25 protein-coding genes and 1 pseudogene are annotated in these 26,162 nt (G+C 71.5%); 13 read left to right on the top strand and 13 right to left on the bottom strand.

The window, feature by feature from the left end; translation table 11 throughout:
* Positions 1-3: 3 nt before the first annotated feature.
* From ABZY45_RS08695 to ABZY45_RS08680, 4 genes are all read left to right on the top strand, one after another.
* Positions 4-486: a succinate dehydrogenase hydrophobic membrane anchor subunit gene (locus ABZY45_RS08695; RefSeq protein ID WP_356737517.1), complete on the top strand. Its 483-nt coding sequence runs from the start codon at positions 4-6 to the stop codon at positions 484-486.
* 30 nt (positions 487-516) lie between these two features.
* On the top strand, positions 517-2,271 hold the full coding sequence (sdhA, locus tag ABZY45_RS08690) for a succinate dehydrogenase flavoprotein subunit (protein WP_356737515.1): 1,755 nt from the start codon (positions 517-519) through the stop codon (positions 2,269-2,271).
* On the top strand, positions 2,271-3,038 hold the full coding sequence (locus ABZY45_RS08685) for a succinate dehydrogenase iron-sulfur subunit (RefSeq protein WP_356737513.1): 768 nt from the start codon (positions 2,271-2,273) through the stop codon (positions 3,036-3,038). The genes sdhA and ABZY45_RS08685 overlap by 1 nt, the downstream gene beginning before the upstream one ends.
* A 161-nt stretch (positions 3,039-3,199) precedes the next feature.
* Positions 3,200-3,943 (top strand): TetR family transcriptional regulator, encoded by a 744-nt coding sequence (locus ABZY45_RS08680; protein ID WP_356737511.1) that lies wholly within the window; start codon positions 3,200-3,202, stop codon positions 3,941-3,943.
* Between the two features lie 446 nt (positions 3,944-4,389).
* Here the strand turns inward: ABZY45_RS08680 and ABZY45_RS08675 are convergent, their stop codons facing one another.
* Positions 4,390-5,676 carry a metallophosphoesterase gene (locus ABZY45_RS08675; protein ID WP_356738741.1) on the bottom strand — a complete coding sequence of 429 codons (1,287 nt, stop codon included), beginning with the start codon at positions 5,674-5,676 and terminating at the stop codon, positions 4,390-4,392.
* 121 nt (positions 5,677-5,797) lie between these two features.
* Entirely contained in the window at positions 5,798-6,055 is a 258-nt protein-coding gene (locus tag ABZY45_RS08670) for a hypothetical protein (RefSeq protein ID WP_356737509.1), read from the bottom strand.
* Positions 6,056-6,176: 121 nt separating this feature from the next.
* On the opposite strand from ABZY45_RS08670, the gene ABZY45_RS08665 reads away from it, so the two are divergent.
* Positions 6,177-7,430 (top strand): D-alanyl-D-alanine carboxypeptidase, encoded by a 1,254-nt coding sequence (locus tag ABZY45_RS08665; RefSeq protein ID WP_356737507.1) that lies wholly within the window; start codon positions 6,177-6,179, stop codon positions 7,428-7,430.
* On the opposite strand, the gene ABZY45_RS08660 is transcribed toward ABZY45_RS08665, so the two are convergent.
* Positions 7,378-8,340: a YihY/virulence factor BrkB family protein gene (locus tag ABZY45_RS08660; RefSeq protein WP_356737505.1), complete on the bottom strand. Its 963-nt coding sequence runs from the start codon at positions 8,338-8,340 to the stop codon at positions 7,378-7,380. The two genes, ABZY45_RS08665 and ABZY45_RS08660, sit on opposite strands and share 53 nt — an antisense overlap.
* Before the next feature lie 247 nt (positions 8,341-8,587).
* Between ABZY45_RS08660 and ABZY45_RS08655 the strand changes: the two genes are divergently transcribed.
* On the top strand, positions 8,588-9,346 hold the full coding sequence (locus tag ABZY45_RS08655) for a decaprenylphospho-beta-D-erythro-pentofuranosid-2-ulose 2-reductase (protein WP_356737503.1): 759 nt from the start codon (positions 8,588-8,590) through the stop codon (positions 9,344-9,346).
* 78 nt (positions 9,347-9,424) lie between these two features.
* On the opposite strand, the gene ABZY45_RS08650 is transcribed toward ABZY45_RS08655, so the two are convergent.
* A complete protein-coding gene (locus ABZY45_RS08650; protein WP_356737501.1) occupies positions 9,425-10,015 on the bottom strand; it encodes a 2'-5' RNA ligase family protein in 591 nt (196 codons plus the stop codon).
* A 90-nt stretch (positions 10,016-10,105) separates the two neighbouring features.
* Positions 10,106-11,119 carry a tryptophan--tRNA ligase gene (trpS, locus tag ABZY45_RS08645; RefSeq protein WP_356737499.1) on the bottom strand — a complete coding sequence of 338 codons (1,014 nt, stop codon included), beginning with the start codon at positions 11,117-11,119 and terminating at the stop codon, positions 10,106-10,108.
* Positions 11,120-11,402: 283 nt separating this feature from the next.
* On the opposite strand from trpS, the gene rocD reads away from it, so the two are divergent.
* The gene (gene rocD / locus ABZY45_RS08640) at positions 11,403-12,611 is read left to right on the top strand and encodes an ornithine--oxo-acid transaminase (protein ID WP_356737497.1); all 1,209 of its coding nucleotides are present in this window, start codon (positions 11,403-11,405) and stop codon (positions 12,609-12,611) included.
* A gap of 70 nt (positions 12,612-12,681) precedes the next feature.
* On the opposite strand, the gene ABZY45_RS08635 is transcribed toward rocD, so the two are convergent.
* Both ABZY45_RS08635 and ABZY45_RS08630 read right to left on the bottom strand, forming a co-directional pair.
* A complete protein-coding gene (locus ABZY45_RS08635) occupies positions 12,682-13,869 on the bottom strand; it encodes a glutathionylspermidine synthase family protein (protein WP_356737495.1) in 1,188 nt (395 codons plus the stop codon).
* Positions 13,870-13,875: 6 nt separating this feature from the next.
* On the bottom strand, positions 13,876-14,151 hold the full coding sequence (locus ABZY45_RS08630; protein WP_356737493.1) for a hypothetical protein: 276 nt from the start codon (positions 14,149-14,151) through the stop codon (positions 13,876-13,878).
* Between the two features lie 205 nt (positions 14,152-14,356).
* On the opposite strand from ABZY45_RS08630, the gene ABZY45_RS08625 reads away from it, so the two are divergent.
* Together ABZY45_RS08625 and ABZY45_RS08620 are read left to right on the top strand one after the other, a co-directional pair.
* Positions 14,357-15,811, top strand: a complete 1,455-nt coding sequence (locus ABZY45_RS08625; protein ID WP_356738739.1) for a histidine kinase — start codon at positions 14,357-14,359, stop codon at positions 15,809-15,811.
* A gap of 7 nt (positions 15,812-15,818) precedes the next feature.
* Positions 15,819-16,499 carry a response regulator transcription factor gene (locus ABZY45_RS08620; protein WP_356737491.1) on the top strand — a complete coding sequence of 227 codons (681 nt, stop codon included), beginning with the start codon at positions 15,819-15,821 and terminating at the stop codon, positions 16,497-16,499.
* A gap of 42 nt (positions 16,500-16,541) precedes the next feature.
* Here ABZY45_RS08620 and ABZY45_RS08615 read toward each other — a convergent pair.
* Positions 16,542-16,931 (bottom strand): annotated as a pseudogene (locus ABZY45_RS08615) (phosphatase PAP2 family protein); the annotation flags it as partial.
* A 403-nt stretch (positions 16,932-17,334) separates the two neighbouring features.
* Entirely contained in the window at positions 17,335-18,732 is a 1,398-nt protein-coding gene (locus tag ABZY45_RS08610; protein ID WP_356737489.1) for a PLP-dependent aminotransferase family protein, read from the bottom strand.
* 47 nt (positions 18,733-18,779) lie between these two features.
* Between ABZY45_RS08610 and ABZY45_RS08605 the strand changes: the two genes are divergently transcribed.
* Positions 18,780-19,295: a carboxymuconolactone decarboxylase family protein gene (locus tag ABZY45_RS08605; RefSeq protein ID WP_356737487.1), complete on the top strand. Its 516-nt coding sequence runs from the start codon at positions 18,780-18,782 to the stop codon at positions 19,293-19,295.
* A 46-nt stretch (positions 19,296-19,341) separates the two neighbouring features.
* Entirely contained in the window at positions 19,342-20,079 is a 738-nt protein-coding gene (locus ABZY45_RS08600; protein WP_356737485.1) for an isocitrate lyase/phosphoenolpyruvate mutase family protein, read from the top strand.
* 99 nt (positions 20,080-20,178) lie between these two features.
* Here ABZY45_RS08600 and ABZY45_RS08595 read toward each other — a convergent pair whose 3' ends face one another.
* Together ABZY45_RS08595 and ABZY45_RS08590 are read right to left on the bottom strand one after the other, a co-directional pair.
* Positions 20,179-21,168 carry a malate dehydrogenase gene (locus tag ABZY45_RS08595; RefSeq protein WP_356737483.1) on the bottom strand — a complete coding sequence of 330 codons (990 nt, stop codon included), beginning with the start codon at positions 21,166-21,168 and terminating at the stop codon, positions 20,179-20,181.
* 183 nt (positions 21,169-21,351) lie between these two features.
* Positions 21,352-22,341, bottom strand: coding sequence for a DUF2690 domain-containing protein (locus ABZY45_RS08590; RefSeq protein WP_356737481.1), 990 nt, complete (start codon positions 22,339-22,341; stop codon positions 21,352-21,354).
* A 504-nt stretch (positions 22,342-22,845) separates the two neighbouring features.
* Here ABZY45_RS08590 and ABZY45_RS08585 point away from each other — a divergent pair.
* On the top strand, positions 22,846-23,388 hold the full coding sequence (locus ABZY45_RS08585; RefSeq protein ID WP_356737479.1) for a DUF1707 domain-containing protein: 543 nt from the start codon (positions 22,846-22,848) through the stop codon (positions 23,386-23,388).
* 112 nt (positions 23,389-23,500) lie between these two features.
* On the opposite strand, the gene ABZY45_RS08580 is transcribed toward ABZY45_RS08585, so the two are convergent.
* Entirely contained in the window at positions 23,501-24,253 is a 753-nt protein-coding gene (locus tag ABZY45_RS08580; RefSeq protein ID WP_356737477.1) for a DUF3017 domain-containing protein, read from the bottom strand.
* 20 nt (positions 24,254-24,273) lie between these two features.
* Complete coding sequence (locus ABZY45_RS08575; protein WP_356737475.1) at positions 24,274-25,152, bottom strand: bifunctional methylenetetrahydrofolate dehydrogenase/methenyltetrahydrofolate cyclohydrolase; 879 nt, start codon at positions 25,150-25,152, stop codon at positions 24,274-24,276.
* Between the two features lie 227 nt (positions 25,153-25,379).
* On the opposite strand from ABZY45_RS08575, the gene ABZY45_RS08570 reads away from it, so the two are divergent.
* On the top strand, positions 25,380-26,129 hold the full coding sequence (locus ABZY45_RS08570) for an RDD family protein (protein WP_356737473.1): 750 nt from the start codon (positions 25,380-25,382) through the stop codon (positions 26,127-26,129).
* The last annotated feature ends 33 nt before the right edge of the window (positions 26,130-26,162 follow it).

Below are 26,162 nucleotides of genomic sequence, written 5' to 3'. Positions count from 1 at the left end.
CCAATGTCCACCGAGACTCCTTCGTCGTCGGCGATCGGTGACGTCGAGGCCGTGAGCCTCTATGACGTCGACAATCCGGCCCCGGTCATCGAGCCCCCGCGCAAGCGCACGGGCAAGACCCCCAAGGGCTCACGCACCAACTTCGAGATGTACGCCTGGCTCTTCATGCGCCTGTCGGGCATCGTGCTGGTCGTCCTCGTGCTCGGCCACCTGCTGATCCAGCTGGTGCTGGACGGCGGCGTCTCCAAGATCGGCTTCGCCTTCGTCGCGGGCCGCTGGGCCTCGCCGTTCTGGCAGGTCTGGGACCTGGCGATGCTGTGGCTCGCCATGCTCCACGGTGCCAACGGCCTCCGTACGGTCATCAACGACTACGCCGAGCGGGACAACACCCGTTTCTGGCTGAAGATGCTCCTGTACACCGCCACGGTGTTCACCGTCCTGCTGGGCACGCTGGTGATCTTCACCTTCGACCCGAACATCCGCTAGGCGCCGGGACAGAGGGACCAGAGGAAAACCATGCAGATCCACAAGTACGACACCGTCATCGTCGGCGCCGGCGGCGCCGGCATGCGCGCGGCCATCGAGTCGACCAAGCGCAGCCGCACCGCCGTGCTGACGAAGCTCTACCCCACCCGCTCCCACACGGGCGCGGCGCAGGGCGGCATGGCCGCAGCGCTCGCCAACGTGGAGGAGGACAACTGGGAGTGGCACACCTTCGACACGATCAAGGGCGGCGACTACCTGGTCGACCAGGACGCCGCCGAGATCCTGGCGAAGGAGGCCATCGACGCCGTTCTCGACCTGGAGAAGATGGGCCTGCCGTTCGGCCGTACGCCCGAGGGCAAGATCGACCAGCGCCGCTTCGGCGGTCACTCCCGCAACCACGGTGAGGCCCCGGTCCGCCGCGCCTGCTACTCGGGCGACCGCACCGGCCACATGATCCTCCAGACGCTGTACCAGAACTGCGTCAAGGAGGGCGTGGAGTTCTTCAACGAGTTCTACGTCCTGGACCAGCTGGTCGTCGAGGTGGACGGCGTCAAGAAGTCGGCCGGCGTCGTCGCCTACGAGCTGGCCACCGGCGAGATCCACGTCTTCCAGGCGAAGTCGGTCATCTACGCCTCGGGCGGCACCGGCAAGTTCTTCAAGGTGACGTCGAACGCGCACACCCTGACCGGTGACGGCCAGGCCGCCTGCTACCGCCGTGGCCTGCCGCTGGAGGACATGGAGTTCTTCCAGTTCCACCCGACGGGCATCTGGCGCATGGGCATCCTGCTGACGGAGGGCGCCCGCGGTGAGGGCGGCATCCTCCGCAACAAGGACGGCGAGCGCTTCATGGAGAAGTACGCGCCGGTCATGAAGGACCTCGCGTCCCGTGACGTCGTGTCCCGCTCCATCTACACGGAGATCCGTGAGGGCCGCGGCTGCGGTCCCGAGGGCGACCACGTCTACCTCGACCTCACCCACCTCCCCCCGGAGCAGCTGGACGCCAAGCTCCCGGACATCACCGAGTTCGCGCGTACGTACCTCGGCATCGAGCCCTACACGGACCCGATCCCGATCCAGCCGACCGCGCACTACGCCATGGGCGGCATCCCGACCAACGTCGAGGGCGAGGTGCTGGCCGACAACACCACCGTCGTCCCGGGCCTGTACGCCGCCGGCGAGGTCGCCTGTGTCTCCGTGCACGGCGCCAACCGCCTCGGCACCAACTCGCTGCTCGACATCAACGTCTTCGGGCGCCGGTCGGGCATCGCCGCCGCCGAGTACGCCGCGAAGAACGACTTCGTCGAGCTTCCCGAGAACCCGGCCCAGCTGGTCCAGGACCAGGTCGAGCGGCTGCGGAACTCCACGGGCACCGAGCGCGTCTCGGCGCTTCGCCTGGAGCTCCAGGAGTGCATGGACGCCAACGTGATGGTGTTCCGCACCGAGCAGACGATCAAGACCGCGGTGGACAAGATCGCCGAGCTGCGCAGGCGCTACCTCGACGTGGCCATCCAGGACAAGGGCAAGCGGTTCAACACCGACCTGCTGGAGGCCATCGAGCTGGGCAACCTGCTCGACCTGGCCGAGGTCATGGCGACCTCCGCGCTGGCCCGCAAGGAGTCCCGCGGTGGCCACTACCGCGAGGACTACCCGAACCGCGACGACGTCAACTTCATGCGCCACACCATGGCGTACCGCGAGGTCGCGGACGACGGCACCGAGTCGATCCGGCTCGACTACAAGCCGGTCGTCACGACCCGCTACCAGCCGATGGAGCGTAAGTACTGATGGCTACCCCGACCCTGGACAAGACCGACAAGGCCGAGGCGGGCTTCGCCGACTCCCCGTACATCACGGCCACGTTCCGGATCCGCCGCTTCAACCCCGAGGTCTCCGACGAGGCCCAGTGGCAGGACTTCCAGATCTCGATCGACCCGAAGGAGCGTGTGCTCGACGCCCTTCACAAGATCAAGTGGGAGATGGACGGCACCCTGACGTTCCGCCGCTCCTGCGCGCACGGCATCTGCGGCTCCGACGCGATGCGGATCAACGGCAAGAACAGGCTCGCCTGCAAGACGCTGATCAAGGACATCAACCCGGAGAAGCCGATCACGGTCGAGGCCATAAAGGGCCTCACGGTCCTCAAGGACCTCGTGGTCGACATGGACCCGTTCTTCCAGGCCTACCGCGATGTCATGCCCTTCCTCATCACCAAGGGCAACGAGCCGACGCGTGAGCGTCTTCAGTCCCCCGAGGACCGCGAGCGCTTCGACGACACCACCAAGTGCATCCTGTGCGCCGCGTGCACGTCCTCGTGCCCGGTGTTCTGGAACGACGGCCAGTACTTCGGCCCGGCGGCCATCGTCAACGCGCACCGATTCATCTTCGACTCGCGTGACGAGGGCGGCGAGCAGCGCCTGGAGATCCTCAACGACCGTGACGGTGTGTGGCGTTGCCGCACGACGTTCAACTGCACGGACGCCTGCCCGCGTGGCATCGAGGTCACCAAGGCGATCCAGGAAGTGAAGCGGGCGCTGATCACGCGTCGCTTCTGACCTTCGCTTCACCCCGGGAGGCCCCGTCCCGCGCACGGTCCGTGCGCGAGGCGGGGCCTCCTCGCGTGTCCGGCCGGGGCGTGGTCCGGGCGGCTTGCCGCTTCCTGATCACCGCCCCCGCGGCGGCGGGCACCACCTGGACTCCCCGATAGCCTTGGGGCGTGGTGATGGAAGAGAAGAACGTGGCGGACGGGCCGGCCCGGAAGTCCAAGGCGCCGAAGAGCGAGCAGACCCGCACCCTGATCCTGGAGACCGCGCTCCGGCTCTTCGAGGAGCGCGGCTACGACCGCACCACGATGCGGGCCGTCGCCCAGGAGGCGGGCGTCTCCGTCGGCAACGCCTACTACTACTTCTCCTCGAAGGAGCACCTGGTCCAGGGCTTCTACGACCGGCTCGCCGCCGAGCACGCGGCCGCCGTCCAGCCGGTGCTCGCCGGGGACACCGATCTCGCCGTGCGCATCAGGGACATGCTGCTGTGCTGGCTGGACGTGGCCGGGCCGTACCACCGCTTCGCGGCCCAGTTCTTCAAGAACGCCGCCGACCCGGACAGCCCTCTCTCCCCCTTCTCGCGGGAGTCGGCCGATGCCCGTGAGGCGGTCATCGCCCTGCACGAGCGGTGCCTGTCGGGCTCCGACGCCAAGGCCGACGCGGAACTGGGAGTGCTGCTGCCGCAACTGATGTGGCTGATGCAGATGGGCCTGGTGCTGTTCTGGGTCTACGACCGCTCCGAGGGCACCGAACGCAGCCGCAGGCTCGTCGAGCGCACCGCGCCGCTGGCCGCACGGGCGATCGCGCTGTCCCGCTTCCGGGTGCTGCGTCCGCTCGTGCGGCAGATCCACGACGTCCTGGTGGAGTTCCTGCCGGGCGCCGGCTCACGCGGCGCCCAGGACGTCAGATCCAGCTGAGCTCCCACAGCCGCCAGATCCCGGTGCCGTCGGAGAGGTACTGGGATCGTGACCTCGAACAGGCCGTCCTTCTCCAGCTGGCGGACCAGCTCAGCTCGGTCGACTCCTCCTTGTTCGCGTCGTCGTCGCGGTGGGCGAAGGTGATGTGCGGCGGGATCTCCGCATCGGCCTCCTGGAGGGCCCTGGCAGAACGGCGAGTCCTTGCGGACGTCGAAGACCAGGTCGCGGATCTCGGCGCTGTCGGCCTCGGTGACGCGCATGTCGGTGGCGCCCGGGTCGAGCTCGGCCAGCTGCTCGGACGGCAGCTGACGGTGTGTGGCGTCGACGCCACCGGCCGCCCAGGCCGTCCGGAGCGCCTCGGAGCCGGCGAAGCAACGGATGCCGACCGCGCTCCCGGTGGTCTTCATGGCGCCCTTGCAGGCCGGGTCGGAGCTCACAGGTTCACGTCATGCCTGGTGGGAGGCGAGTTCCACCACGGTGATGTCGGAGGGGGCGCCCACCCGCACGGGCGGGCCCCAGGCGCCCGCACCACGCGAGACGTACAACTGGGTGTCGCCGTAACGCTCGTAGCCCGCGACGGTGGGGTTGGCGAGCTCGGCCAGCAAATTGCCCGGCCAGAGCTGGCCTCCGTGGGTGTGGCCGGAGAGCTGGAGGCCGACCCCGTACTTCACGGCCTCGTCGATGACGACGGGCTGGTGGGCGAGGAGGACGGAGGCGCGGCTGCGGTCGCGGTCGCCGAGCGCGCGGGCGAAGTCGGGGCCCTGGCCCTCGCTCTCGCCCGCCACGTCGTTGACACCGGCGAGGTCGAAGCCGCTGATCTCGACGCGGGCGTTCTCCAGCGGGTGCATCCCCAGCTCGCGTACGTGGTCGACCCACTCGGCCGCGCCGGAGAAGTACTCGTGATTGCCGGTGACGAAGTAGCTGCCGTGGCGTGATTCGAGCCGGGCGAGCGGTTCGGCGGCGGGTCCGAGATCGGCGACGGTCCCGTCGACGAGGTCTCCGACGACGGCGACCAGATCCGGGCTCGTGGCGTTGATCGCGTCGACGATGCGCTGGGTGTGGGCGCGGCCCAGGACGGGCCCGAGGTGGATGTCGCTCACCACGGCGATCCTGAAGCCGTGGGCGGAGCGCGGGAGTCCGGCGAGCGGGACGGTGAGCCGCTTGGTGCGCGGGCCGCGCAGCACTCCGTACGTGCCGTGGCCGACGGTGCCGAGCCCGGCCAGGGCTGCGGCTCCGCCGACGGCGCGGGCGACGAAGAGGCGGCGCGAGGGGTCGGCGACGGACGGGGAGGCGGGCGCCTCGGCAGGGGGAGCGACATCCGTCCGGGTGCCGCCCGCGCCCGCGTCGGCGGCGGTGGCCGCGCCGGCGGTGGTGGTGGTGGCCGCGACCGTGGCCGGGACCTGCTCCCTCCGCTCCGCACCGGCCGCCCGGTCACGGCGGGCGAGGAAGCGGCGCAGCAGGGGGCGTACGGCCTCGCCGGCCAGCAGAGCCAGCGTCAGGTAGAGCAGCGCGGCCAGCCACAGGAAGCCGGGCCAGGCCAGGACCTGCTGCAACCGGAACGGGAAGCCGGCGCGGCCGGCGGTGAGGGCGCCGACGGAGAGCAGCGGCAGCACGAACGCGGCGACGGTACCGGCGCGGCGCGCGGCGCTGCCGGGCCGTGTGGTGTCACCGATCAGCCTGCGCCACACATAGCGGTGCACACCGGCGAGCAGCGCGAGAACCGCGACCGCCATGAGCACGAAGACCACAATCACGTACGCTCCCCCGCTGAAACGATCCTGTCCGGACGCCCACCCGCGTCCGGCCCCTCATCCGCCTGCGCGGACACCTTCGCCGTGGCCTTCGCTCAACGCTTCACGATGCCGCGTGTCCGGTCTCGCGGCGCAGGGCCCTGAGACCACGGAACCCGATGACCCCGACAGCCGTCCCCAGAAGAAACGAGGTGACGGCGAGCAGGAGATGGACCCAGAAGTAGGCGGTCGGGTCGCCCGCGTCGTCGAACGCGAGCCCGCTGCCGTCCTTCCACAGGTTCTTGACAAAGGTGACCCAGATGACCCAGCTCCACGCTCCGAAGACGAGCAGGAACCAGGAAACGGGGCGGCTGAGCTTCATGCCACCAGTATCGCCGCCGGGCTCCCGCCCGCTCGCACGGGGTGGGCTGTCCCGGCGGTATGCACGGCGGGTCCGGCCATCCGGGTCCCGATACCCAGCAACGCCCTGTACGTTTCCGACCGTGCCTGCTCTGAAAAAGACCGTATTGACGGTCCTCTCTGCTGCGTTGCTGTCCGTATGTGTCATCAGTCCCGCAGGGGCGGCGGACAAGGACAAGACCGACGACAAACAGCCGAAGCCGACCGGTCCGATGTCGACCGTGGGCGGCAAGCGGCTGGGCGAGGAGGGCACCCAGGTCGAGCTGGGACCCGGCGCCCCGGTCCTGCCGAAGGACCTCAGCGCGCGCTCGTGGATCGTCGCCGACGCGGAGAACGGTCAGGTCCTCGCGGCGCACAACGCGCACTGGCGGCTGCCTCCCGCCTCCACCCTGAAGATGCTCTTCGCCGACACCGTGCTGCCCGCCCTGCAGCCGAAGACGCTGACCCACATGGTGACCGAGGACGAACTCGCCGGCATCGGCGAGGGGAGCAGCCTGGTCGGCGTCAAGGAGGACCACACCTACACGGTCCACGACCTGTGGCTGGGCGTCTTCCTGCGCTCCGGCAACGACGCGGTCCATGTGCTGAGTGAGATGTACGGCGGTGTGCCCGCGACGGTGGCCGCGATGCAGCGGCACGCGGAGGAGCTCCAGGCCCTGGACACCCGGGTGGTCTCGCCCGACGGCTACGACGCCCCGAACCAGGTCTCCAGCGCGTACGACCTGACGCTGTTCGCCCGGAGCGGCATGCAGAAGGCCGACTTCCGCGAGTACGCAGCCACGGCGACGGCGGAGTTCCCTGGCGCGCAGAAGAAGGGCAAGAAGCGCGAGAGCTTCGAGATCCAGAACACCAACCGGCTGATCACCGGGGACATCGGGGTCGACCCGTACAAGGGCATCGCCGGGGTCAAGAACGGCTACACCACCCATGCGGGCAACACCTTCACGGGCATCGCCGAACGCGACGGCAAGGTCCTCCTGGTGACCGTCATGAACCCCTCGTCGGAGGAGAGCCACGCCGTCTACAAGGAGGCCGCGGGCCTCCTCGACTGGGGCTTCGCGGCCAGCGGCAAGGTCACCCCGGTCGGCGAGCTGGTGCCGCCGAAGTCCGCCGTGACCGGCACCGCGAAGGGGTCGGAACCCGCGTCCGGCGCGGACGAGGCCGGCAAGAAGGAGCGGGCGGCGAAGACCACACACGCCGCGGCGGCAGGGTCCGGCGGGGTCTGGACCGCGCTGTCGGTCGTCGGCGGGGTGCTGCTGCTCCTGGCCGCAGGGGCGTTCCTGGTCAACCGGCGCTGGCCGCTGCCGGACCTGGTGCGCCGCCTTCCGCGCCGCTGACGTCCTGCCCGTCGCAGGCGCCGTCGTCGCCGTCGCCGTCCTCCGCGCTGCTGCGCCCGTCCTTGCTCGGCGTCGCCGTCCAGGCGGCGCAGACCAGCAGCAGCTTCGCGCTGAGGTTGATCCACAGGAGGAGCGCGATCGGCACCCCGAAGGCGCCGTACATGCTCTTGGACGCGACGTCCCGCATGTAGCTGCCGAGCAGCAGCTTGAGCAGCTCGAATCCGACCGCGCCGACCAGCCCGGCCACGATCAGGCGGCGGCGCGGCGGCTCCACGCCGGGCAGCAGGGTCAGCAGGTAGAGCAGGATCAGGAAGTCGGCGAGGATCGCCACGATCACGGCGGCGAGCTGGAGCAGCACCCCGCCCGCCCCGTGCTCGGGGATCCCCAGCTTGTCGGCCGTCCAGCCGATGGCCGTCGAGGCGCCGGTGGAGACGGCGAGGGTCACGAGCGCGGCGCCGCCGAGGCCGAAGAGCAGACCGGCGTCCTTGAGCTTGCGGACGACGGGGTTGCCCTCGTCCACGTCGTCCTTCTCCCACACGGCACGCAGGCAGTCCCGCATCGAGCCGATCCAGCCGATGCCGGTGAAGAGCAGCAGCGCACCGGCGACCACCCCGACCGTACCGGCGTGGGCCACGAGGTTGTCGATGCCGAGCTGGTCCGAGATCCCGGGGACCTGCTCGGCGAGCTTGTCCTCGATCTTGGCGAGCTGGTTCTCGGAGAGCAGCGCGGCGCCGATCGCCGCGCCGACCGCGATCAGCGGGAAGAGGGCGAGGAAGCTGAGGAAGGTGATCGCCGCGGCGAGCCTGCTCCAGTGGACGCGTTCCAGCGTCTCGTACGAGCGCCAGGCGTGCGTCTCCATCAGCCGAGCCACGAACGGCCCCACGACGGGAAGGTTCTTCAGCCAGTCCATGACCTACGCGTACCCGTCCGGGCACGGAAAACCGGCGTCCTGGACCTCCCGGATCAGCAATCACCCATTTCGGTGAGCGCTGTAACAAATACCTCAAATGGGTTTTCGCGGGCGATACGGTCACGACCATGTGTGCCGACACGGTGTCCTCGACCGGCTGGGGCCGCTAGGCGCGCCGTCCCGGACTCTGACCCAGTCCGGGCCTCTCAGCTCCGCAAACGCACCGCCACCCCCCAAGGAGTCACCCGTGAAGGACGCCTTCGGCGCCCCGCAGTCCCTGCTCGTCCTCGGCGGTACCTCGGAGATCGGCCTGGCCACCGCGCGGAGGCTGATCGCCCGGCGTACCCGGACCGTCCTGCTGGCCGGCCGCCCCTCCCCCGCCCTGGAACGGGCGGCGGCCGAGCTGCGTGAGCTGGGCGCCGGCGTCCGTACCGTCGCCTTCGACGCGCTCGATCCCGCCTCGCACGAGGAGGTGCTCGGGAAGCTCTTCACGGACGGCGACATCGACATGGTGCTGCTGGCCTTCGGCGTCCTGGGCGACCAGGCGCGCGACGAGGAGGAGCCGCTCTCCGCGGTCCAGGTGGCGCAGACCAACTACACGGGGGCGGTCTCCGCCGGGCTGGTGTGCGCCGGCGCACTCCAGGCGCAGGGCCATGGCTCGCTGGTGGTGCTCTCGTCGGTCGCCGGGGAACGCGCCCGGCGCGTGGACTTCATCTACGGCTCCAGCAAGGCGGGGCTGGACGTCTTCGCGCAGGGGCTCGGCGACGCGCTGTACGGGACCGGGGTGCACGTGATGGTCGTACGCCCCGGCTTCGTACGCTCGCGCATGACGGCGGGGCGTGAGGAGTCCCCGCTCGCCACCACCCCGGGGGCGGTCGCGGACGCGATCGTGACGGGGCTGCGGCGCCGTTCGGAGACCGTGTGGGTGCCCGGCGCGCTGCGTGTGGTGACGGCCGCCCTGAGGCTCGTCCCCAGGCCGCTCTTCAGGCGGCTTCCGGTGCGGTAGGCCGCGTGTCCGGATCAGGCCGGTGCGGGGCCGCGTGTCCGGATCAGGCCGTCCGGGCGCGGCCGGTCCGATTCCCGCTCAGGGGTGCAGGGAGGGCTGGTCCACCGAGCTGCCGCCCTGGGCCGGTACGGCGGGCGTGCCGCCGCCGGCCCCGAACGGGAACTCGTCGATCTTGCGCCAGACGCTGTCCGCGCCCTGCTCGTACAGCGCGAAGGAACCACAGGTCCAGGCCGCCTCGTACGTGGAGAGCTCCTCGTACGCGCGGTCCATCGCCTCCTCGGCGATGCCGTGCGCCACGGTCACGTGCGGGTGGTACGGGAACTGCAGCTCGCGCACCAGCGGCCCGGAGGCGTCCCGGACCCGCTTCTGGAGCCAGGAGCAGGCCGAGGCGCCCTCGACCACCTGGACGTAGACGACCGGCGAGAGCGGGCGGAAGGTGCCCGTGCCGGACAGCCGCATCGGGAAGGGGCGGCCGGCCGTGGCGATCCGGGAGAGGTGCGCCTCGATCGCGGGCAGGTCGGCCGCCTGTGCCTCGGTCGGCGGGAGAAGGGTGACGTGGGTGGGGATGCCGTGTGCGGCAGGGTCCCCGAAGCTCGCGCGCCGCTCCTGGAGCAGGCTGCCGTAAGGCTCCGGGACCGCGATCGAAACGCCAAGCGTTACGGTCCCCACAGCGTTCTCCTCAATCGTCGATGGTCTGTTTTCGGTCGTGCCGACGCCAGTGTGGCCCCTGCGGCCGTGATCTCGCCAGGGCCCTTGGACTCAGTGCTTCGCGGGCAGAAGGCCCATCCGGTCGTAGGTCCGGGCGAGCGTCTCGGCCGCGACGGTCCTGGCCTTCTCGGCTCCCTCGGCCAGCAGGGAGTCCAGGGTCTCCGGGTCGTCCAGATATTCCTGGGTCCGGGTGCGGAAGGGGGTGACGAACTCCACCATGACCTCGGCGAGGTCGGTCTTCAGCGCGCCGTACCCCTTGCCCTCGTACTTCTGTTCCAGATCCGCGACGGTGGTGCCGGTGAGGGTGGAGTAGATACCCAGGAGATTGCTGACGCCGGGCTTCTTCTCCGCGTCGAAGCGGATCACGGTGTCCGTGTCCGTCACGGCGCTCTTCACCTTCTTGGCGGTGACCTTCGGGTCGTCCAGAAGGTTGATCAGGCCCTTCGGCGTGGACGCGGACTTGCTCATCTTGACCGCCGGGTCCTGGAGGTCGAAGATCTTCGCCGTCTCCTTGAGGATGTACGGCGCCGGGATGGTGAACGTCTCGCCGAAGCGGCCGTTGAAACGCTCGGCGAGATCGCGCGTGAGCTCGATGTGCTGGCGCTGGTCCTCGCCGACGGGGACCTGGTCGGCCTGGTACAGCAGGATGTCGGCGACCTGGAGGACCGGGTAGGTGAAGAGGCCCACGGTCGCCCGGTCGGCGCCCTGCTTGGCGGACTTGTCCTTGAACTGCGTCATGCGCGACGCCTCGCCGAAACCGGTGAGGCAGTTCATGATCCACCCGAGCTGGGCGTGTTCGGGGACGTGGCTCTGGACGAAGAGCGTGCAGCGCTCCGGGTCGAGGCCGGCCGCCAGCAACTGGGCCGCGGCGAGCCGGGTGTTGGCGCGGAGTTCCTTGGGGTCCTGCGGGACGGTGATCGCGTGCAGGTCCACCACCATGTAGAAGGCGTCGTAGGACTCCTGCAGCGCCACCCACTGGCGGACCGCACCGAGGTAGTTGCCGAGGTGGAACGAGCCTGCCGTGGGCTGGATTCCGGAGAGCACGCGGGGACGATCAGAGGCCATGGACCCATTGTCTCAGGTGTGGAACCGTTCTCCGGCAGCCGGTGGGGGAAAGATCCGGCCACGGCGCGGGGTGCTGTGCGGCCGGCCGCGGACCGGCCGGTGAGAGCCCGGCCGCGCTTCTTTCCGGCGGACCGGGGGCGCGGGCGCGCCGCCCGTGAGGCCCCCGGCAGGGGGTGCGGCACGAGGCGCGCCGCACGGCGCAGGTTTCCCCGGCCTGGATCCGACCGACGATACAAAGTGGGCACCACCCCCGCCCCCACGCCGCACGACGAACGGAGATCCCGTGTCGACCACGGAGAACGCCATCGCCTCCGCCGAGGCGCACAGCGCGCACAACTACCACCCGCTGCCGGTCGTCGTCGCATCGGCGGACGGCGCCTGGATGACCGACGTCGAGGGCCGGCGGTACCTCGACATGCTCGCCGGCTATTCGGCACTGAACTTCGGCCACGGCAACCGGCGCCTGATCGACGCGGCGAAGGCCCAGCTCGACCGCGTCACGCTGACATCGCGGGCCTTCCACCACGACCGGTTCGCCGAGTTCTGTGCGCAACTCGCCGAGCTCTGCGGCATGGAGATGGTCCTGCCCATGAACACCGGGGCAGAGGCCGTGGAGACGGCGGTGAAGACGGCCCGCAAGTGGGGCTACCGCGTCAAGGGCGTGCCGGACGGCATGGCGAAGATCATCGTCGCCGCGGACAACTTCCACGGCAGGACGACCACGATCATCAGCTTCTCCACGGACCACGAGGCACGGGCGGACTTCGGCCCGTACACCCCGGGGTTCGAGATCGTGCCGTACGGGGACCTCACCGCGCTCGCGGCGGCCATGACCGAGAACACCGTGGCCGTGCTGATGGAGCCGATCCAGGGCGAGGCCGGGGTGCTGGTCCCGCCGCCGGGCTACCTCGCCGGGGTGCGGCAGCTCACCCGGGAGCGGAACGTGCTGTTCATCGCGGACGAGGTCCAGTCGGGCCTGGGCCGCACCGGCAGGACCTTCGCGTGTGAGCACGAGGGGGTCGTGCCCGACATGTACGTGCTGGGCAAGGCGCTGGGCGGGGGTGTGGTGCCCGTGTCGGCCGTCGTGTCCTCGGCCGCCGTCCTCGGTGTCCACCGCCCCGGGGAGCACGGCTCGACGTTCGGCGGGAATCCGCTGGCCTGCGCCGTCGCCCTGGAGGTGATCGCGATGCTGCGCACCGGCGAGTACCAGCAGCGGGCGGCCGAGCTGGGTGATCATCTCCACCACGAGCTGGGGCTGATGGTCGGGGGCGGTGCGGTGGAGGCCGTACGCGGCCGGGGGCTCTGGGCAGGCATCGACATCGCACCGGCCCTGGGGACGGGCCGGGAGATCTCGGAGAAGCTGATGGACCGCGGGGTGCTGGTCAAGGACACCCATGGCTCCACGATCCGGATCGCCCCGCCGCTGGTGATCAGCAAGGAGGACCTGGAGTGGGGCCTGGACCAGCTCCGCGTCGTCCTGGCGGCCGTCTGAGCCCGGCAGTGGGCCCGGGGCCGGGGGGCGCGGCCTGCCGGGCGAGCCCGGGGGCCGCTACCCGCCGGGCTCAGAGGATGACGTGGGGGAGGAAGCGGGCGTACTCGTCCGTGACCAGACCCGAGGACTCCCGGATGCCGAGCCCGGCGGCCTCGTCCCCGACCACCCAGGCGCCGAGCACCACACGGTTGCCCGCGAAGTCGGGCAGCGGCGCCAGTTCCTGGTAGCAGCAGGGTTCGTCGCGCGTCACCGGCCCGCTGCCGGGTTCGTGGACGGTGACGCCGGCGCCCTCGCGGCCGAGCAGGGGCTTGGAGACGTAGCCGGCCCCGTGCGCCGAGGCCAGCTCGCGGGGGCCGTCGAGGTAGGCGGGCAGGAGGTTGGGGTGGCCGGGGTAGAGCTCCCAGAGGATGGCCAGCAGCGCCTTGTTGGAGAGGAGCATCTTCCACGCCGGCTCGATCCAGCAGGTGGTCCCGGTGCCTCCGCCGTTGTCGAGGGTGCTCAGCACATGGGGCCCGAAACCGTCCGTCGTCAGCCATTCCCACGGATAGAGCTTGAAGCAGCTGCGGATGAAGCGGAGCCGCTCGTCCACGAAGCGGCCGGACAGCCGGTCCCAGCCGATCCGCTCGACGGAGAGCGCCTCCGTCTCGATCCCCGCCTGCGCGGCGGTCTCCCGCAGATAGGCGACCGTCATGAGGTCCTCGCCCAGCTCGTCGCCGTCGGAGTGGGCGAAGTGCAGGGGGCCGGGCGGCAGCAGCGGGGCCTGCCGCTTCCAGGCGTCGACGAGGCGCTCGTGCAGGGAGTTCCACTGGTCGGCGCCGGGGAAGCGCTCCTCCATCCAGAACCACTGGGGGCTCGCGGCCTCCACCAGCGAGGTCGGCGTGTCCGCGTTGTACTCCAGCATCTTCGCCGGGCCGGTCCCGTCGTAGCGCAGGTCGAACCGGCCGTACAGGGACGGTAGTTCGGAGCGGCGCCGCCAGGACTCGGCGACCAGGCGCGCCAGCCTGGGGTCCGTGATGCCGAGGTCGGCGAAGCGGTCCTGGTCGACGATGTGCGCGGCGGCGGCGAGGCACATGGCGTGGAGCTCCTCCACGACCTCCTCCAGCGCCTCGACCTCGGGCAGTGAGAAGACGTAGTAGGCGCTCTCGTCCCAGTACGGGCGCAGGGAGCCGTCGGGGTAGCGGGTCAGGGGGTAGATCAGCCCCTGCTCCTCGACGGTCTCCTGCCAGCCGGTACGCGGTTCGGTGGTGCGGCGTTCCATGGGGTCTCAGCCGCCGCTGGAGCCGGAGGATCCGAATCCGCCGCGTTCGACGGCGGACTTGTCGAAACTGCCGCCGGACACCCGGTTGTTGTGGCTGCTGCCGCCGTAGTAGTACGTGCCGTGGCCGTCGCTGTCATCGCACTCGTAGTCCGGCAGGATCTCCTGGGTGACCCGGTCGACGCACCGCTCGTCCGGTTCCGATCCGCACGCGGTGAGCGTCGCCGCGAGTACACCCATGCCACCGAGCACCACGGTGCTCGACCTCAGCTTGCGCCTGTTCATGTCCTGCTCTCCCCCGTCGTTTCCACGAGCCGGTGCCCGTCGAGCCGGTGCCCGTCCGTAGCGAACCGCCAGTCAGATTAGATGCCCGAGCCATGTGGCCGAAACCGGGTACCACAAACGTCCTCCGCGGGGAGCGTCGCCGGGATGGGACTTTCGGCAGTGCCGGACGACGCACCGGGTCCGTACCGTCACTGCCGTGGACGCCATGACAAAGAGCGATGAGACCACGACCGCCACCCGTGCCGGGGCCCGGACGGGGACGGACGGTTCGCGGGGCCACCCGGACCTCTGGCCCCTCCTCGTCGCGGTGGCCGCCGGTCTGAGCGTGACGAACCTGTGGTGGGCCGTTCCGACCGCCGTCGTCGCGTTCCTGGCGGGGCGACGGCCGGGGAGGACGGCGCCGACCGCGCTCGCCCTGGTCGCGATCCTCGCGGCCGGTGTGGCGGCCCTGTCCGTCGTGCCCGCCTGGCTGCCCCTGGCGGGCCGGTTCGTGGCCGTGGTGGTCGTCGCCACGATGTTGCCCTGGTTCGCGGGCCGGTTCTGGCGCCAGTACCAGCAGCTCGTGCGGGCCGGGTGGGAGCGCGCGGGGCAGCTGCAACGCGAGCAGCGGCTCGTCGCCGAACAGGCGCGGCTGCGTGAACGGGCTCGCATCGCCCAGGACATGCACGACGTGCTCGGTCATGACCTGAGCATGATTGCCCTGTCGGCGGGCGCGCTCAAGCTCGCCCCCGGTCTGGAGGATCACCACCGGAGGGCCGCGGGTGACATCAGGGCCAGAGCCGCGGCCTCGGTGGAGCGACTGGGCGAGGTGATCGGTGTCCTGCGTGAGGACACCGGCGACACGCCCCGGGACATGGGCAGCGCCGGCCTCACGGAGCTGGCGTCCGAGGCCTCCGCCGCCGGGCTCTCGGTGGAGTTGCGCGTCGAGGGCGAGCCGGACGACATGCCGCCCGTCGTCGAACGGGCGGCTCACCGGGTCGTACGGGAGGCGCTGACCAACGTCGCCAAGCACGCGCCCGGCGCCGCAACGACCGTCCACGCCACGCATACGGCGTCGGAGACACGGATCGTGGTGGAGAACGGCCCGCCCTCACCGCCCGGACCGCGGACCTCGACCCGGGGGGCGGGGCTCGGCCTTGTCGGCATGGAGGAACGCGTGCGGTTGGCCGGCGGCTCCTTCGAACACGGCCCTCGCGGCGGGGGTTACGCGGTCACCGCGCGCATCCCGCACGCCCGCTCCTCCCCGCCACCGCCGCTCGCACCCGTGACCGCCCGGCAGGGCGGGTTGCCGCAGGAGCACCGCCGCGCCCGGCGCCGGGCCGGCCGGGCCATGGTGGCCCTGGTGATGGTGCCGCTGGTGACGGGGGCGGTGCTCAGCGGAGCGCTCGCGGGCTGGGAGATGCTGACGGCTTCGCAGGCGGTGCTGGACCCGCGTGACTTCGCCCGCCTCCGCGTGGGGCAGGATCGTGCCGAGGTGGAGGAGCTGCTGCCGGACCGGCAGACGGACCACCGACCGCCCGCTGCCGAGCCGACGGAAGGCGGCACGACATGCGTGTACTACGCGATGACGGCCGACCGGTTCGACGACCGGTCCGGCGACTCCTACCAACTCTGTTTCCGGAACGACACGTTGGTGTCCCTGGACACGATCACCCCGTGAACGTCCGATGATCCGGGTGCTGGTCGCCGACGACGAGCCGATGATCCGTGCCGGGGTGCGCGCCGTGCTCACCACGGCCCCGGACATCGAGGTCGTCGCCGAGGCCGTCGACGGGCACGATGCCGTGGAGCTGGTCCGGCGCCACCGCCCCGCCGTGGCCGTCCTCGACATCCGCATGCCGGGACTCAACGGTATCGACGCGGCGGCGGAGATCCGCGACGTGGCGCCGGCGACAGGCGTGGTCATGCTGACCACCTTCGGCGAGGACGACTACATCCTGCGGGCACTCGGCGGCGGTGCGGCGGGCTTCCTGATCAAGTCCGGCGACCCGGAGGAACTGATCGCGGGAGTCCGCGCGGTGGCCGAGGGCGCAGCCTACCTGTCACCGAAGGTCGCGGCCCGGGTCGTCGCCCACCTCAGCGCGACGGGAGCCGGCACCCAGGCCGGCCGGCGCTCCGTCGCCCGCGAACGGGTCGCCGCCCTCACGGCCCGCGAACGGGAGGTGCTGGCCTTTCTCGGCGGCGGCCTGTCCAACGGGCAGATCGCCCGGCGCCTGCACGTGGTGGAGGGCACGGTCAAGGCCCACGTGAGCTCCATCCTGTCGCGGCTGGCCGTCGACAACCGGGCCGCTGCGGCGGTCGTGGCCCACGAGGCCGGGATCGTCCCTCCTCAGCCCTCCCAGCCGTGACACCGCCCTCCGGGCGAGGGGCAGGAACGCGAGCACCGAGGCCGCCACCACGGCGCCGCCGAGCACCGCGCCGGCGAGCACGTCGTGCGGGTAGTGGACGCCCACCAGCACGCGCAGCAGCGCGGCGGCCCCGGCGAGCGGCAGCGTCACCACTGCGAGGCGGGGCCGCAGCACGGCCAGCCCGACCGCCAGCCCGGCGGCGAGGGTGGCGTGGTTGCTCGGGAACGACCAGTCCCCCGGTGCGGGGCACTCCGCGACGGGTTCGAACAGCGTCCGTACGGCGCGGCACGGCCGTTCCTCGTCCACCACCAGCTTCAGGGCCTCGCTCGCCGCGTAGGCCACGACGGTCCCGATGCCGGTCAGCACGGACCCGGCGACCCCGTGTGCGTCGGCGCGCCGCAGTGCCGTCCACGCCGTCCAGGCCAGCAGCATTCCGAGGATCACCAGCGCGGCCTCGCCCGAGACCTCCAGCACGGGGCCCAGCCACGACGGCGCGTCCGCCACCGCACCGGTCAGCGACTGCCGCAGGGACGCCGAGGCCCCGTCGGTCACCTCGATCGTGCCGGCGTCGCCCAGTCCTCCGGGGGCCAGCCACACGACCGCTCCCGCCCCCGCACCCAGTAAGGCCGGTGCACCGAGCAGCCGGCCCGCCGGGACTCTCTTCCACGGTTCTCGTCTCATGGGAACCGAACGTAGGAGTGGGCCCGGCGCAGGACCCGAGCCGAACGGCACCCCCGGACCTGGACGTTCGTCAGGGTTGACAGCCCCGGACCCCCGGCGGCGCCTCCCCCGCCCCCTTCCGGCGGTCACCTGTACCTGTCGCCGCGCCCGCCTCCTAGGGCAGCACCCGGCACAGAGCGTCCAGCGCGCCCGCCCAGCCGCTCTCCGAGGGGGTGCCGTAACCGATGACCAGGCCCTCGCGGCCGGATGGCGCGTCCCGGTGCCGGAAGCGGGAGAGCCGCTCCAGCGCGAGCCCCTGCCAGGTGGCCGCCTGCACCACCGGCCCCTCGGTGCCTTCGGGGAGTTCGAGCACGGCGTGCAGCCCTGCCGCGATCCCGCTGACCCGGACGTCCGGGGCCCGTTCCGCGAGCGCCTCGACGAGCTGGTCACGGCGGCGGCGGTAGCGCAGGCGCATGGCCCGCACATGCCGGTCGTACGCTCCCGACCCCATGAACTCCGCGAGGGTCAGCTGGTCCGGCGTGGAGGACATCCACTCGGGACCGCCCCGCACGTCGCACACCTCCTCGACCAGCGCTTCCGGCAGCACCATCCAGCCCAGTCGCAACCCCGGCGCCAGCGACTTGCTGGCCGTCCCCATGTGGACGACGCTCTCCGGATCCAGCCCCTGGAGCGCGCCCACCGGCTGCCGGTCGTAGCGGAACTCGCCGTCGTAGTCGTCCTCCAGGATCAGGCCGCCCGAGGACCGCGCCCAGTCGACGGCCGCGGCCCGCCGGTCGGGGTGGAGCGGGACCCCCGTGGGGAACTGGTGCGCGGGGGTCAGCAGCACGGCGCCCACGCCCTGCGCCTGGGCCAGCTCGCCCGTCCTGGCGCCGAGCGCGTCCACCGGCAGGCACGGGGTGCGCAGACCCGCCTCCGTCAGGAGGTTCCAGTGGATGTCGAGCCCGTACGACTCGACGGCCGTCGCGCGCACCTTGCGGCGCCGCAGCACCTTCCCCATCAGCGAGAGCCCGTGGACGAATCCCGAGCAGATCACGATGCGTTCCGGATCCGCGTACACCCCGCGCGCCCGCGCGAGGTAGTCCGCCAGCGCGGTCCGCAGCTCGGCGCGGCCCCGTGGGTCGTCGTAGCCGAACGCCGCGTCGGGCGCGGAGGCGAGAGCGCGCCGCGCCGCCTTCAGCCATTCGGCGCGCGGGAAGGAGGAGACGTCCGGCGATCCCGGCATCAGATTGTGGGTGGGCCGCCGCCGCACCGGCCTGGAGCGCGCCTCCCGGGTGGCGCCGGCCGCGGTCGCCCGCTGGGCGACCCTGGTCCCCGAGCCCTGCCGGGCGGTGAGCCAGCCTTCCGCGACCAGTTCCGCGTAGGCGTCGGCCACGGTGTTGCGCGCGATCCCGAGGTCGGCGGCGAGCGTACGGGAGGAGGGCAGCCGGGTGCCCGGGGTCAGCCGCCCCGTGCGCACCGCGTCCCGCAGGGCGTTCATCAGTCCGCTGCGCAGTCCCGCGCCGACCGGTTCGATGTGCAGGTCGGCGCCGAAAGCGGCCCAGGAATCCGTCATGGAAATGGACCATACCGGTGCGCCACCCGGCGGTTAGCTTCGTATGCATGACGACTCAGACGCATCACGAAGCCCGCACCGACGACCGCGCCCCCGAGCACCCCGCCCGCCTGCAGTGGGCCCAGCTCGCCCCCGAGGTCTACAAGGCCATGGTCCGGCTGGACGCGGCGGCCCGTAAGGGGGTCGACCCGAAGCTGCTGGAGCTCGTGAAGATCCGTGCCTCGCAGCTCAACCACTGCGGCTTCTGCCTGGACATGCACACGAAGGACGCCATCGCCGCGGGCGAGTCCGTCGAGCGGATCGTCCAGCTCAGCGCCTGGCAGGAGTCCCACCACTTCTACACGGAGCGGGAGATCGCGGCCCTCGAACTGACGGAGGCCGTCACGGTCCTGACCGACGGATTCGTACCGGACGAGGTCTACGCCAAGGCCGCCGAACGGTTCGAGGAGGCCGAACTCGCCCAGCTGATCGCCTCGATCACGGTCATCAACGCCTGGAACCGCTTCGGTGTCACCTGCCGGCTGGCGCCCGGTCACTACACGCCCGGCTCGCTCGGCCACTGACGGGCCGACGCCCCGCCCTCCGCCCCCTCCTCGCACCGGAGCCCTGATGAACGAGCCCGTGTCCCTCTTCCGCGCGCTGCACCACGGCCGCGAGCCCGGTGACCCGCTGGTCCTGCCCGGCCCGTGGGACGTCCCGAGCGCCCGGGCGTTCGAGGACGCCGGTTTCCCGGCGCTCGCGACGCCGAGCGCCGGCATCGCGGCCTCCCTCGGGCACGCCGACGGGCGGACGCCCCCCGCCGAGATGTTCGCGGCGGTGGCCCGGATCGCCCGGGCCGTGTCCGTGCCCGTGTCGGCGGACGTCGAGGCGGGCTACGGGCTGGCTCCGGCGGAGCTCGTCGAACGTCTCCTGGAGGCCGGGGTGGTGGGCTGCAATCTGGAGGATTCGGCCGACGGTGTCCTCATCGATCCGCGGCGGCAGGCCGAACGGCTCGCCCAGGTGCGTGCGGCGGCGGGTGACCGCCTGTTCGTCAACGCCCGCGTGGACACGTACGTCCACGGGGGACGGGATGTCACGGACGTGGCCGCCGAGACGATCTCCCGTGCCCGCCTCTACGCGGAGGCGGGCGCGGACTGCGTCTATCCGATCATGGCCCCGGCAGAGGCGCTCCCCGGGCTGGCCGCAGCGGTACCCGTGCCGCTCAACGCCCTCGGTTCGCCCGACGGCCCGGAGGCCGTCCGCAGGCTCGGCGAACTGGGCGCGGCGCGGATCACCTTCGGGCCCCAGCTTCAGCGCAGGGCCGCGGAGGCGGTGCGCGGACTCGGCGACCGGCTGCTCGGCCGCTGAGCGGCCGGACCCGGAGCTCATGAGGGCGCCCCCCGGCGGCATGTGCCGCCGGGGGGCGCCCTCATGAGCTCCGGGTCCGGCCGGTGGCCGGGACTCCGGTCAGATCAGGCCGAGCTCGCGGACCGCGTCGCGCTCCTCGGTGAGCTCCTTGACCGACGCGTCGATGCGCGCGCGGGAGAACTCGTTGATGTCCAGGCCCTGGACGATCTCGTACGTGCCGTTCTTCGTGGTGACCGGGAAGGAGGAGATGATGCCCTCCGGGACGCCGTAGGAGCCGTCCGACGGGATACCCATGGAGGTCCAGTCGCCCTCGGCGGTGCCGTTGACCCAGGTGTGCACGTGGTCGATGGCGGCGTTGGCGGCGGAGGCGGCCGAGGACGCGCCACGGGCCTCGATGATCGCGGCGCCGCGCTTGGCGACGGTCGGGATGAAGGTGTCGGCCAGCCACGCCTCGTCGTCGACGACCTCGGCGGCGTTCTTGCCGGCGATCTCCGCGTGGAAGATGTCCGGGTACTGGGTCGCCGAGTGGTTGCCCCAGATCGTCAGCCGCTTGATGTCGGAGACGGCGGCGCCGGTCTTGGCGGCCAGCTGCGAGATCGCGCGGTTGTGGTCCAGGCGGGTCATCGCGGTGAAGCGCTCCGCCGGTACGTCCGGGGCGGCGGCCTGCGCGATGAGGGCGTTGGTGTTGGCCGGGTTGCCGACGACGAGGACCTTGATGTCGTCCGCGGCGTTGTCGTTGATGGCCTTGCCCTGCGGCTTGAAGATGCCACCGTTGGCGGAGAGCAGGTCGCCGCGCTCCATGCCCTTGGTGCGCGGGCGGGCGCCGACCAGGAGGGCGACGTTGGCACCGGCGAAGCCGACGTTCGGGTCGTCGGTGATCTCGATGTTGCGCAGCAGCGGGAAGGCGCAGTCGTCGAGCTCCATCGCGGTGCCCTCGGCGGCCTTCAGGCCCTGCGGGATCTCGAGGAGTCGGAGGTTGACCGGCACATCCGGGCCGAGCAGGTGGCCGGACGCGATGCGGAAGAGCAGCGCGTAGCCGATCTGGCCGGCTGCGCCGGTCACGGTGACATTCACGGGAGTGCGGGTCATGGCGATCTCCGTTAGACAGCTGGCGGTGGGGGTGCCCCTGGTGCTGGACATCCCTGAATCTTGACGTGAAGAGATATCCAGCGGTCAGGCTATCCGACGCGCGCCCTCCCGGCCGTCCGCCCCCCTGTGGCACCGCACACAGCCGGTTACGTACCGCGATCCGCCGTGGTCCCCGCCCTGCGGCTACTCGGCCACGGCGCAGCCGGTCGTCCCGGACGCGAGTGTGGCGCACGCCTTGGCGTCGGAGGCCTCGGCCACGGCGACCATCGGGGTGTACGCGTCGGCGTCCGCGTCCACCGTGCCCTTCTCCTCCGCCGGGCCCGCGGTGATCCGTACGGTGTCGCCGGTGGAGGCCTGTGTGATGCGCGCCCACGCGGCGCCGCAGGTCTCGCTGTAGCGGACCTCCAGGAGGCCGCCGTCGACCGTCGCCCTGGCGACCGTGTCGGCGAACCGGCCTCCGCAGCCCATGGCTTCGGGGTCCTGCCCCGTGCAGTCGGCGCCCTCGCAGTCGACCCCGGCGGGAGGCTGCGGGGCGCTGCCGGAGGGCTGTCCGGACGGGGTCGTGGCGGCCACCGTGTCGACGGCGTCGCCGCCACCGCCGAAGTCGGTGAGCAGCACGGCAGCCGCTGTCAGCAGGAACGCGCCCACGGCCCCCGCGAGGAACATCGTCACCCTGCGCAGCCGGCCGGGCTCCACCTCGGGGGCGCGGCCCGCCCGGGCCCCGCCTTCGTCCGGGCCCGCCGAGTCCGGTACCGGCCCCGGCCCCGGCTGGCGCGGAACGCGCGCGGGGGAGCCACGCCGCACGGGGACGGCCGCCGGGGCGGCCGCAACTCCGGCCTCACCGAGCGCCGCACGCGCCTGGGAGATCCTGATGGCCTCCATCGTCATGTCGTGGCGCATCTCGGAGCGGCTCCAGGCGCGCTCGGCGAGTTCCCACATGGTCGTCAGGTGGTGCTGCTGCGCGCCCGTGGCCTCGGCGAGCGCGACGACGGCCCCCTCGGGCGCGAGCAGCCTGCCGTTCAGATAGCGCTCCCAGGACGTCTTGCTGTAGCCGGTGCGGTCGGCGACCGCCGCCAGGCTCAGTCCGCTCCGGTCCACCAGCCCGCGCAGCTGACCGGCGAACTCCCGCATCTGCGGGTCGACTTCTTCCGGTAGCGCCTTCCAACGAGGCATAGCTTCCCCCCAGTCGATTTCCCACGGGCCTTCCCGGCGCGCCTCGCTCCCCCGGCGCCGGGCCGTTCCCTTTCGCCGGCACGTCGGCCCCACGCTCCGGACTACCCAGAAGGATGCACGGCCCGAGGTCGGCAGGTCCGGACGAAGAGGGGCACGGGTGCATTCGGCATGAGTGCGGGATCCGTAGTGCGCCGTAGCTCCACCGAGCGCCGGGTCCGGCCGTTGCGGGGCGATCACACGATGGCGGAATGGTCACTTCCGTGCCACAGGCGCCGGGCAGCCCTTGAACCAGCACCTCATGTCCATGACGCTTGTTGCAGGACAGGGCAAGGCCGCTCGACTCAGCTCATTCCGGTGCTTCCCGCACCGGTGTGCCCGGTCCGGTGTCCGTCCCTTCTCGGGGGAGGGGACGGGCACCCCTCTCCCCTCCGCGCGCCGTCAATTGCTCGCCGCTGCCCGGAACTTGGCCCACCCGCACCGCCGCTCCGGACCTATGGTGGGACGGTGACCTCTCTGCCGGAAGACCCACCGTCGCCGATCGGCGAGGACGACCGCGACTCGGCCGTGCGGCGGCTGCAGGACGCGTACACCGAAGGGCACCTCTCGCACGGGGAACTGGACGAGCGCCTCCAGCAGGCCCTGACCGCCAGGACATACGACCAGCTCGCTGCGCCTCTGGCCTCGCTCCCGGCCGGGAAGGCGGACACCACGTCCACGATCGCCGCCGCGGGCGGACGGATCACGCGGCGCGGAGCATGGCGGGTGCCCCGACGCCTCAAGGTGGAATCCGCGTTCGGAAAAGTGCGCCTGGATCTGTCCCGGGCGGTCGTCGAGCATCCGGTGATCGACATCGAGCTGCAACTCGGCACCGGCAGGGCCAGGATCACGGTGCCCCGCGACGCGATCGTCGACATGGAGGATCTGAACACCGGGTGGAAGGACGTCCGCCACAGGGCCCGGCAGCCCTCCGGCCCCGGCGGTCCGACGATCCGGATCTCCGGGACCATGGGGTTCGGGCGGTTGACGGTCCGCCACGCACGACGCTGAGCCCTCCCACGGCTGCGCCGGCGGAGCTCTTCGGCATCCGTCGCGCCGCACACGGTGCACGGCAACGGGGCCGCCGGGCCCGACGGCCCGGCGGCCCCGTGCGGGCACGGCGTCAGCGGATGGTGAAGTGGACCACGTCCTGGAGGAACGGCAGGTCCAGCAGGGGATCGGGCTGCGCCATCAGCGCCAGCAGCACGATCAGTGTCCCCATCAGGCCGTACGTGACGAGGTCGGTGAACCGGGACCGCACGGCGAGCATCCCGACGGAGGGGACGACCCACCGCAGCACCGCACCCGCGAGCATGGCGACGCCCATCAGCATGGCGCCGACCCGGAACGCCTCGGTGAACAGGTCGGTCCCCACGATCAGCAGCCCGACCCCGGCGGTGCAGAGCACGGTGAGCAGCGGCCACTGCCGTGCGGGAGCGGGGGCGTCACCGGGGGCGGCGCGACCGCCGCCCTCGGGGCGCGCGGTGTCCCGGGTCAGCGAGAAGCGGCGCGAGGGCGCCCTGGTCGAACCACTGCCCTCGGCCGGGTCACCACCGTCGTCCGTCACGACCGCCCCGCCCGGTTCGGCGGGCCGACCGGCCGGTCCGGCCTCTTCCGGCACCTCGGGGCCCTCGGGGGTGGCAGCGGCCTCAGCGGCCGTCGTAGCCTCCCCCGGCGAAACGGCGTCCTCCGATGTCACGGTCTTCCCAGGCATCCCGGCCTCCCCTGGCGTCACGGTCTCCTCGGGCGTCCTGGCCCGCTGGGACGTTGCGGTCTCCTCGGGCGGCCCGGCGGCCCTCCCGGACACAGACGTCCCTGCCTCCTCGGCCGGACCGTCCGCGTGCGTGCCGTCCGCCGGACTCGCACCAGCACCCATGCCGTTGCCTCCGGCCCGGGTCAGCCGGCGGATGCGGCGGACGCCTCGGCGGCGGCGCGCTCGGCCGCCTCGACCACGTTGACCAGCAGCTGGGCGCGGGTCATGGGGCCGACACCGCCCGGGTTGGGCGCGATCCAGGCCGCGACCTCCGCGACACCCGGGTGGACGTCGCCGACGATCTTGCCGTTCTCGTCCCGGCTGACGCCGACGTCCAGCACGGCAGCGCCCGGCTTCACGTCCTCGGGCTTGATCAGGTGGGGCACACCGGCGGCGGCGACGATGATGTCGGCCTGACGCAGGTGCGACGAGAGGTCACGGGTGCCGGTGTGGCACTGGGTGACGGTCGCGTTCTCGGACTTGCGCGTCAGCAGCAGTGGGAGCGGCCGGCCGATGGTGACGCCCCGGCCGACGACGACCACGTGGGCGCCGTTGATCTCCACGCCGTGGCGGCGGAGCAGGGTGACGACGCCCTGCGGGGTGCAGGGCAGCGGGCCCGTCTCGTTCAGCACGAGCTTGCCCAGGCTCATCGGGTGGAGGCCGTCGGCGTCCTTCGCCGGGTCCATCAGCTCCAGGATGCGGTTGGTGTCGATCCCCTTGGGGAGCGGCAGTTGCACGATGTAACCGGTGCAGTCCGGGTTGGCGTTGAGCTCCCGTACGACCTCCTCGATCTCCTCCTGGGTGGCGGTGTCGGGGAGTTCACGCTGGATGGATCCCATGCCGACCTGGGCACAGTCACGGTGCTTGCCGTTCACGTACCAGCGGCTGCCCGGGTCGTCCCCGACGAGCAGGGTTCCGAGGCCGGGTGTGATGCCCTGTGCCTTGAGGGCCGCCACGCGGACGGTCAGATCGGACTTGATCGCAGCTGCGGTGGCCTTGCCATCGAGAATCTGGGCAGTCATGACACCCATCTTCGCGGATGACCTGCCCCGCTTGCCAATTGCGGGTGCCCCGGCGTACGCGATGTTGCACTTGAGCAACAGCCAGTCATTGCGACTGGACAAACTTACGTGCCGCTTATAACGATGATGGCCGCAGTGCCGCAGAAGTACCGGGGGGCGGACCACTGACCTTTCTTTCCTCCGTGCGGCCGCGTCGTCCCCGCTTGCACGTTGGAGGAACCGCCCAGATGAGTTTCGGCGACCCGAACCAGAACCCGAACAACCCGTACGGCCAGCAGCCGCCGCAGGGCCAGCCCGGTTACGGCTACCCGCAGCAGGCCCCCCAGGGCGTTCCGCCGCAGCAGGGGCAGCCGGGCTACGGCTACCCGCAGCAGCCGGGTGTGCCGCCGCAGGGCCAGCCCGGCTACGGCTACCCGCAGCAGGCCCCGGGGACGATCCAGGCCAACAGCGGCTACATCAACATCCCGGCGCTCGGCACCGTCCAGATCGCCTCGATGGGCCGCCGCCTCGGCGCCCGTGCCATCGACGGTGTCGTCATCGGTGTCCTCTACGGCATCCTCAGCGCCATCGGTCTCGCCGGCGCCATGGGCATCGCCAAGAGCGCCGACGACTGCGGTTCGTACATGGACCCCGGTTACCAGGACTGTGTGAACGACGCCAGCGCCGGCATCATCGCCACGATGCTCGGTGCGGTCCTGATCTTCGCCCTGATCACCCTGCTCTACGAGTGGCTGATGATCGCCTTCGTCGGCGCCACGGTCGGCAAGATGGCCGTGGGCCTGCGCGTGGTCAAGGAGAACACCGGCCAGAACCCGGGCATCGGCGGCAGCTTCATCCGCTACATCATCCCGATCGTCGGCGTCTTCCTCTGCTACATCGGCGCGCTGCTCGTCTACCTGTCGCCGTTCTTCGACAACTCCGGGAAGCTGCAGGGCTGGCACGACCGTGCCGCCGGCACCCTGGTGATCAAGAAGTAGTACGCACCGCGGTTCAGCCGTCACGAAGGGCCG

Source organism: Streptomyces sp. NPDC006516 (assembly GCF_040611875.1).
Taxonomy (GTDB): domain Bacteria; phylum Actinomycetota; class Actinomycetes; order Streptomycetales; family Streptomycetaceae; genus Streptomyces.
Note: the sequence above shows the minus strand (reverse complement) of the source record. Positions and strands in the feature narration are given on the sequence as shown.

Bases quoted from the DNA above. Each gene is read 5' to 3' on its own strand.
- ABZY45_RS08575 (WP_356737475.1), bottom strand. From the start codon at position 25,152: ATGACTGCCCAGATTCTCGATGGCAAGGCCACCGCAGCTGCGATCAAG.
- ABZY45_RS08685 (WP_356737513.1), top strand. From the start codon at position 2,271: ATGGCTACCCCGACCCTGGACAAGACCGACAAGGCCGAGGCGGGCTTC.
- ABZY45_RS08620 (WP_356737491.1), top strand. From the start codon at position 15,819: ATGATCCGGGTGCTGGTCGCCGACGACGAGCCGATGATCCGTGCCGGG.
- ABZY45_RS08660 (WP_356737505.1), bottom strand. From the start codon at position 8,340: ATGGACTGGCTGAAGAACCTTCCCGTCGTGGGGCCGTTCGTGGCTCGG.
- ABZY45_RS08610 (WP_356737489.1), bottom strand. From the start codon at position 18,732: ATGACGGATTCCTGGGCCGCTTTCGGCGCCGACCTGCACATCGAACCG.
- ABZY45_RS08675 (WP_356738741.1), bottom strand. From the start codon at position 5,676: ATGGCGGTCGCGGTTCTCGCGCTGCTCGCCGGTGTGCACCGCTATGTG.
- ABZY45_RS08580 (WP_356737477.1), bottom strand. From the start codon at position 24,253: ATGGGTGCTGGTGCGAGTCCGGCGGACGGCACGCACGCGGACGGTCCG.
- ABZY45_RS08635 (WP_356737495.1), bottom strand. From the start codon at position 13,869: ATGGAACGCCGCACCACCGAACCGCGTACCGGCTGGCAGGAGACCGTC.
- ABZY45_RS08600 (WP_356737485.1), top strand. From the start codon at position 19,342: ATGAACGAGCCCGTGTCCCTCTTCCGCGCGCTGCACCACGGCCGCGAG.
- ABZY45_RS08630 (WP_356737493.1), bottom strand. From the start codon at position 14,151: ATGAACAGGCGCAAGCTGAGGTCGAGCACCGTGGTGCTCGGTGGCATG.
- ABZY45_RS08670 (WP_356737509.1), bottom strand. From the start codon at position 6,055: ATGAAGCTCAGCCGCCCCGTTTCCTGGTTCCTGCTCGTCTTCGGAGCG.
- ABZY45_RS08570 (WP_356737473.1), top strand. From the start codon at position 25,380: ATGAGTTTCGGCGACCCGAACCAGAACCCGAACAACCCGTACGGCCAG.
- sdhA (WP_356737515.1), top strand. From the start codon at position 517: ATGCAGATCCACAAGTACGACACCGTCATCGTCGGCGCCGGCGGCGCC.
- ABZY45_RS08625 (WP_356738739.1), top strand. From the start codon at position 14,357: ATGACAAAGAGCGATGAGACCACGACCGCCACCCGTGCCGGGGCCCGG.
- ABZY45_RS08590 (WP_356737481.1), bottom strand. From the start codon at position 22,341: ATGCCTCGTTGGAAGGCGCTACCGGAAGAAGTCGACCCGCAGATGCGG.
- ABZY45_RS08595 (WP_356737483.1), bottom strand. From the start codon at position 21,168: ATGACCCGCACTCCCGTGAATGTCACCGTGACCGGCGCAGCCGGCCAG.
- trpS (WP_356737499.1), bottom strand. From the start codon at position 11,119: ATGGCCTCTGATCGTCCCCGCGTGCTCTCCGGAATCCAGCCCACGGCA.
- ABZY45_RS08695 (WP_356737517.1), top strand. From the start codon at position 4: ATGTCCACCGAGACTCCTTCGTCGTCGGCGATCGGTGACGTCGAGGCC.
- ABZY45_RS08605 (WP_356737487.1), top strand. From the start codon at position 18,780: ATGACGACTCAGACGCATCACGAAGCCCGCACCGACGACCGCGCCCCC.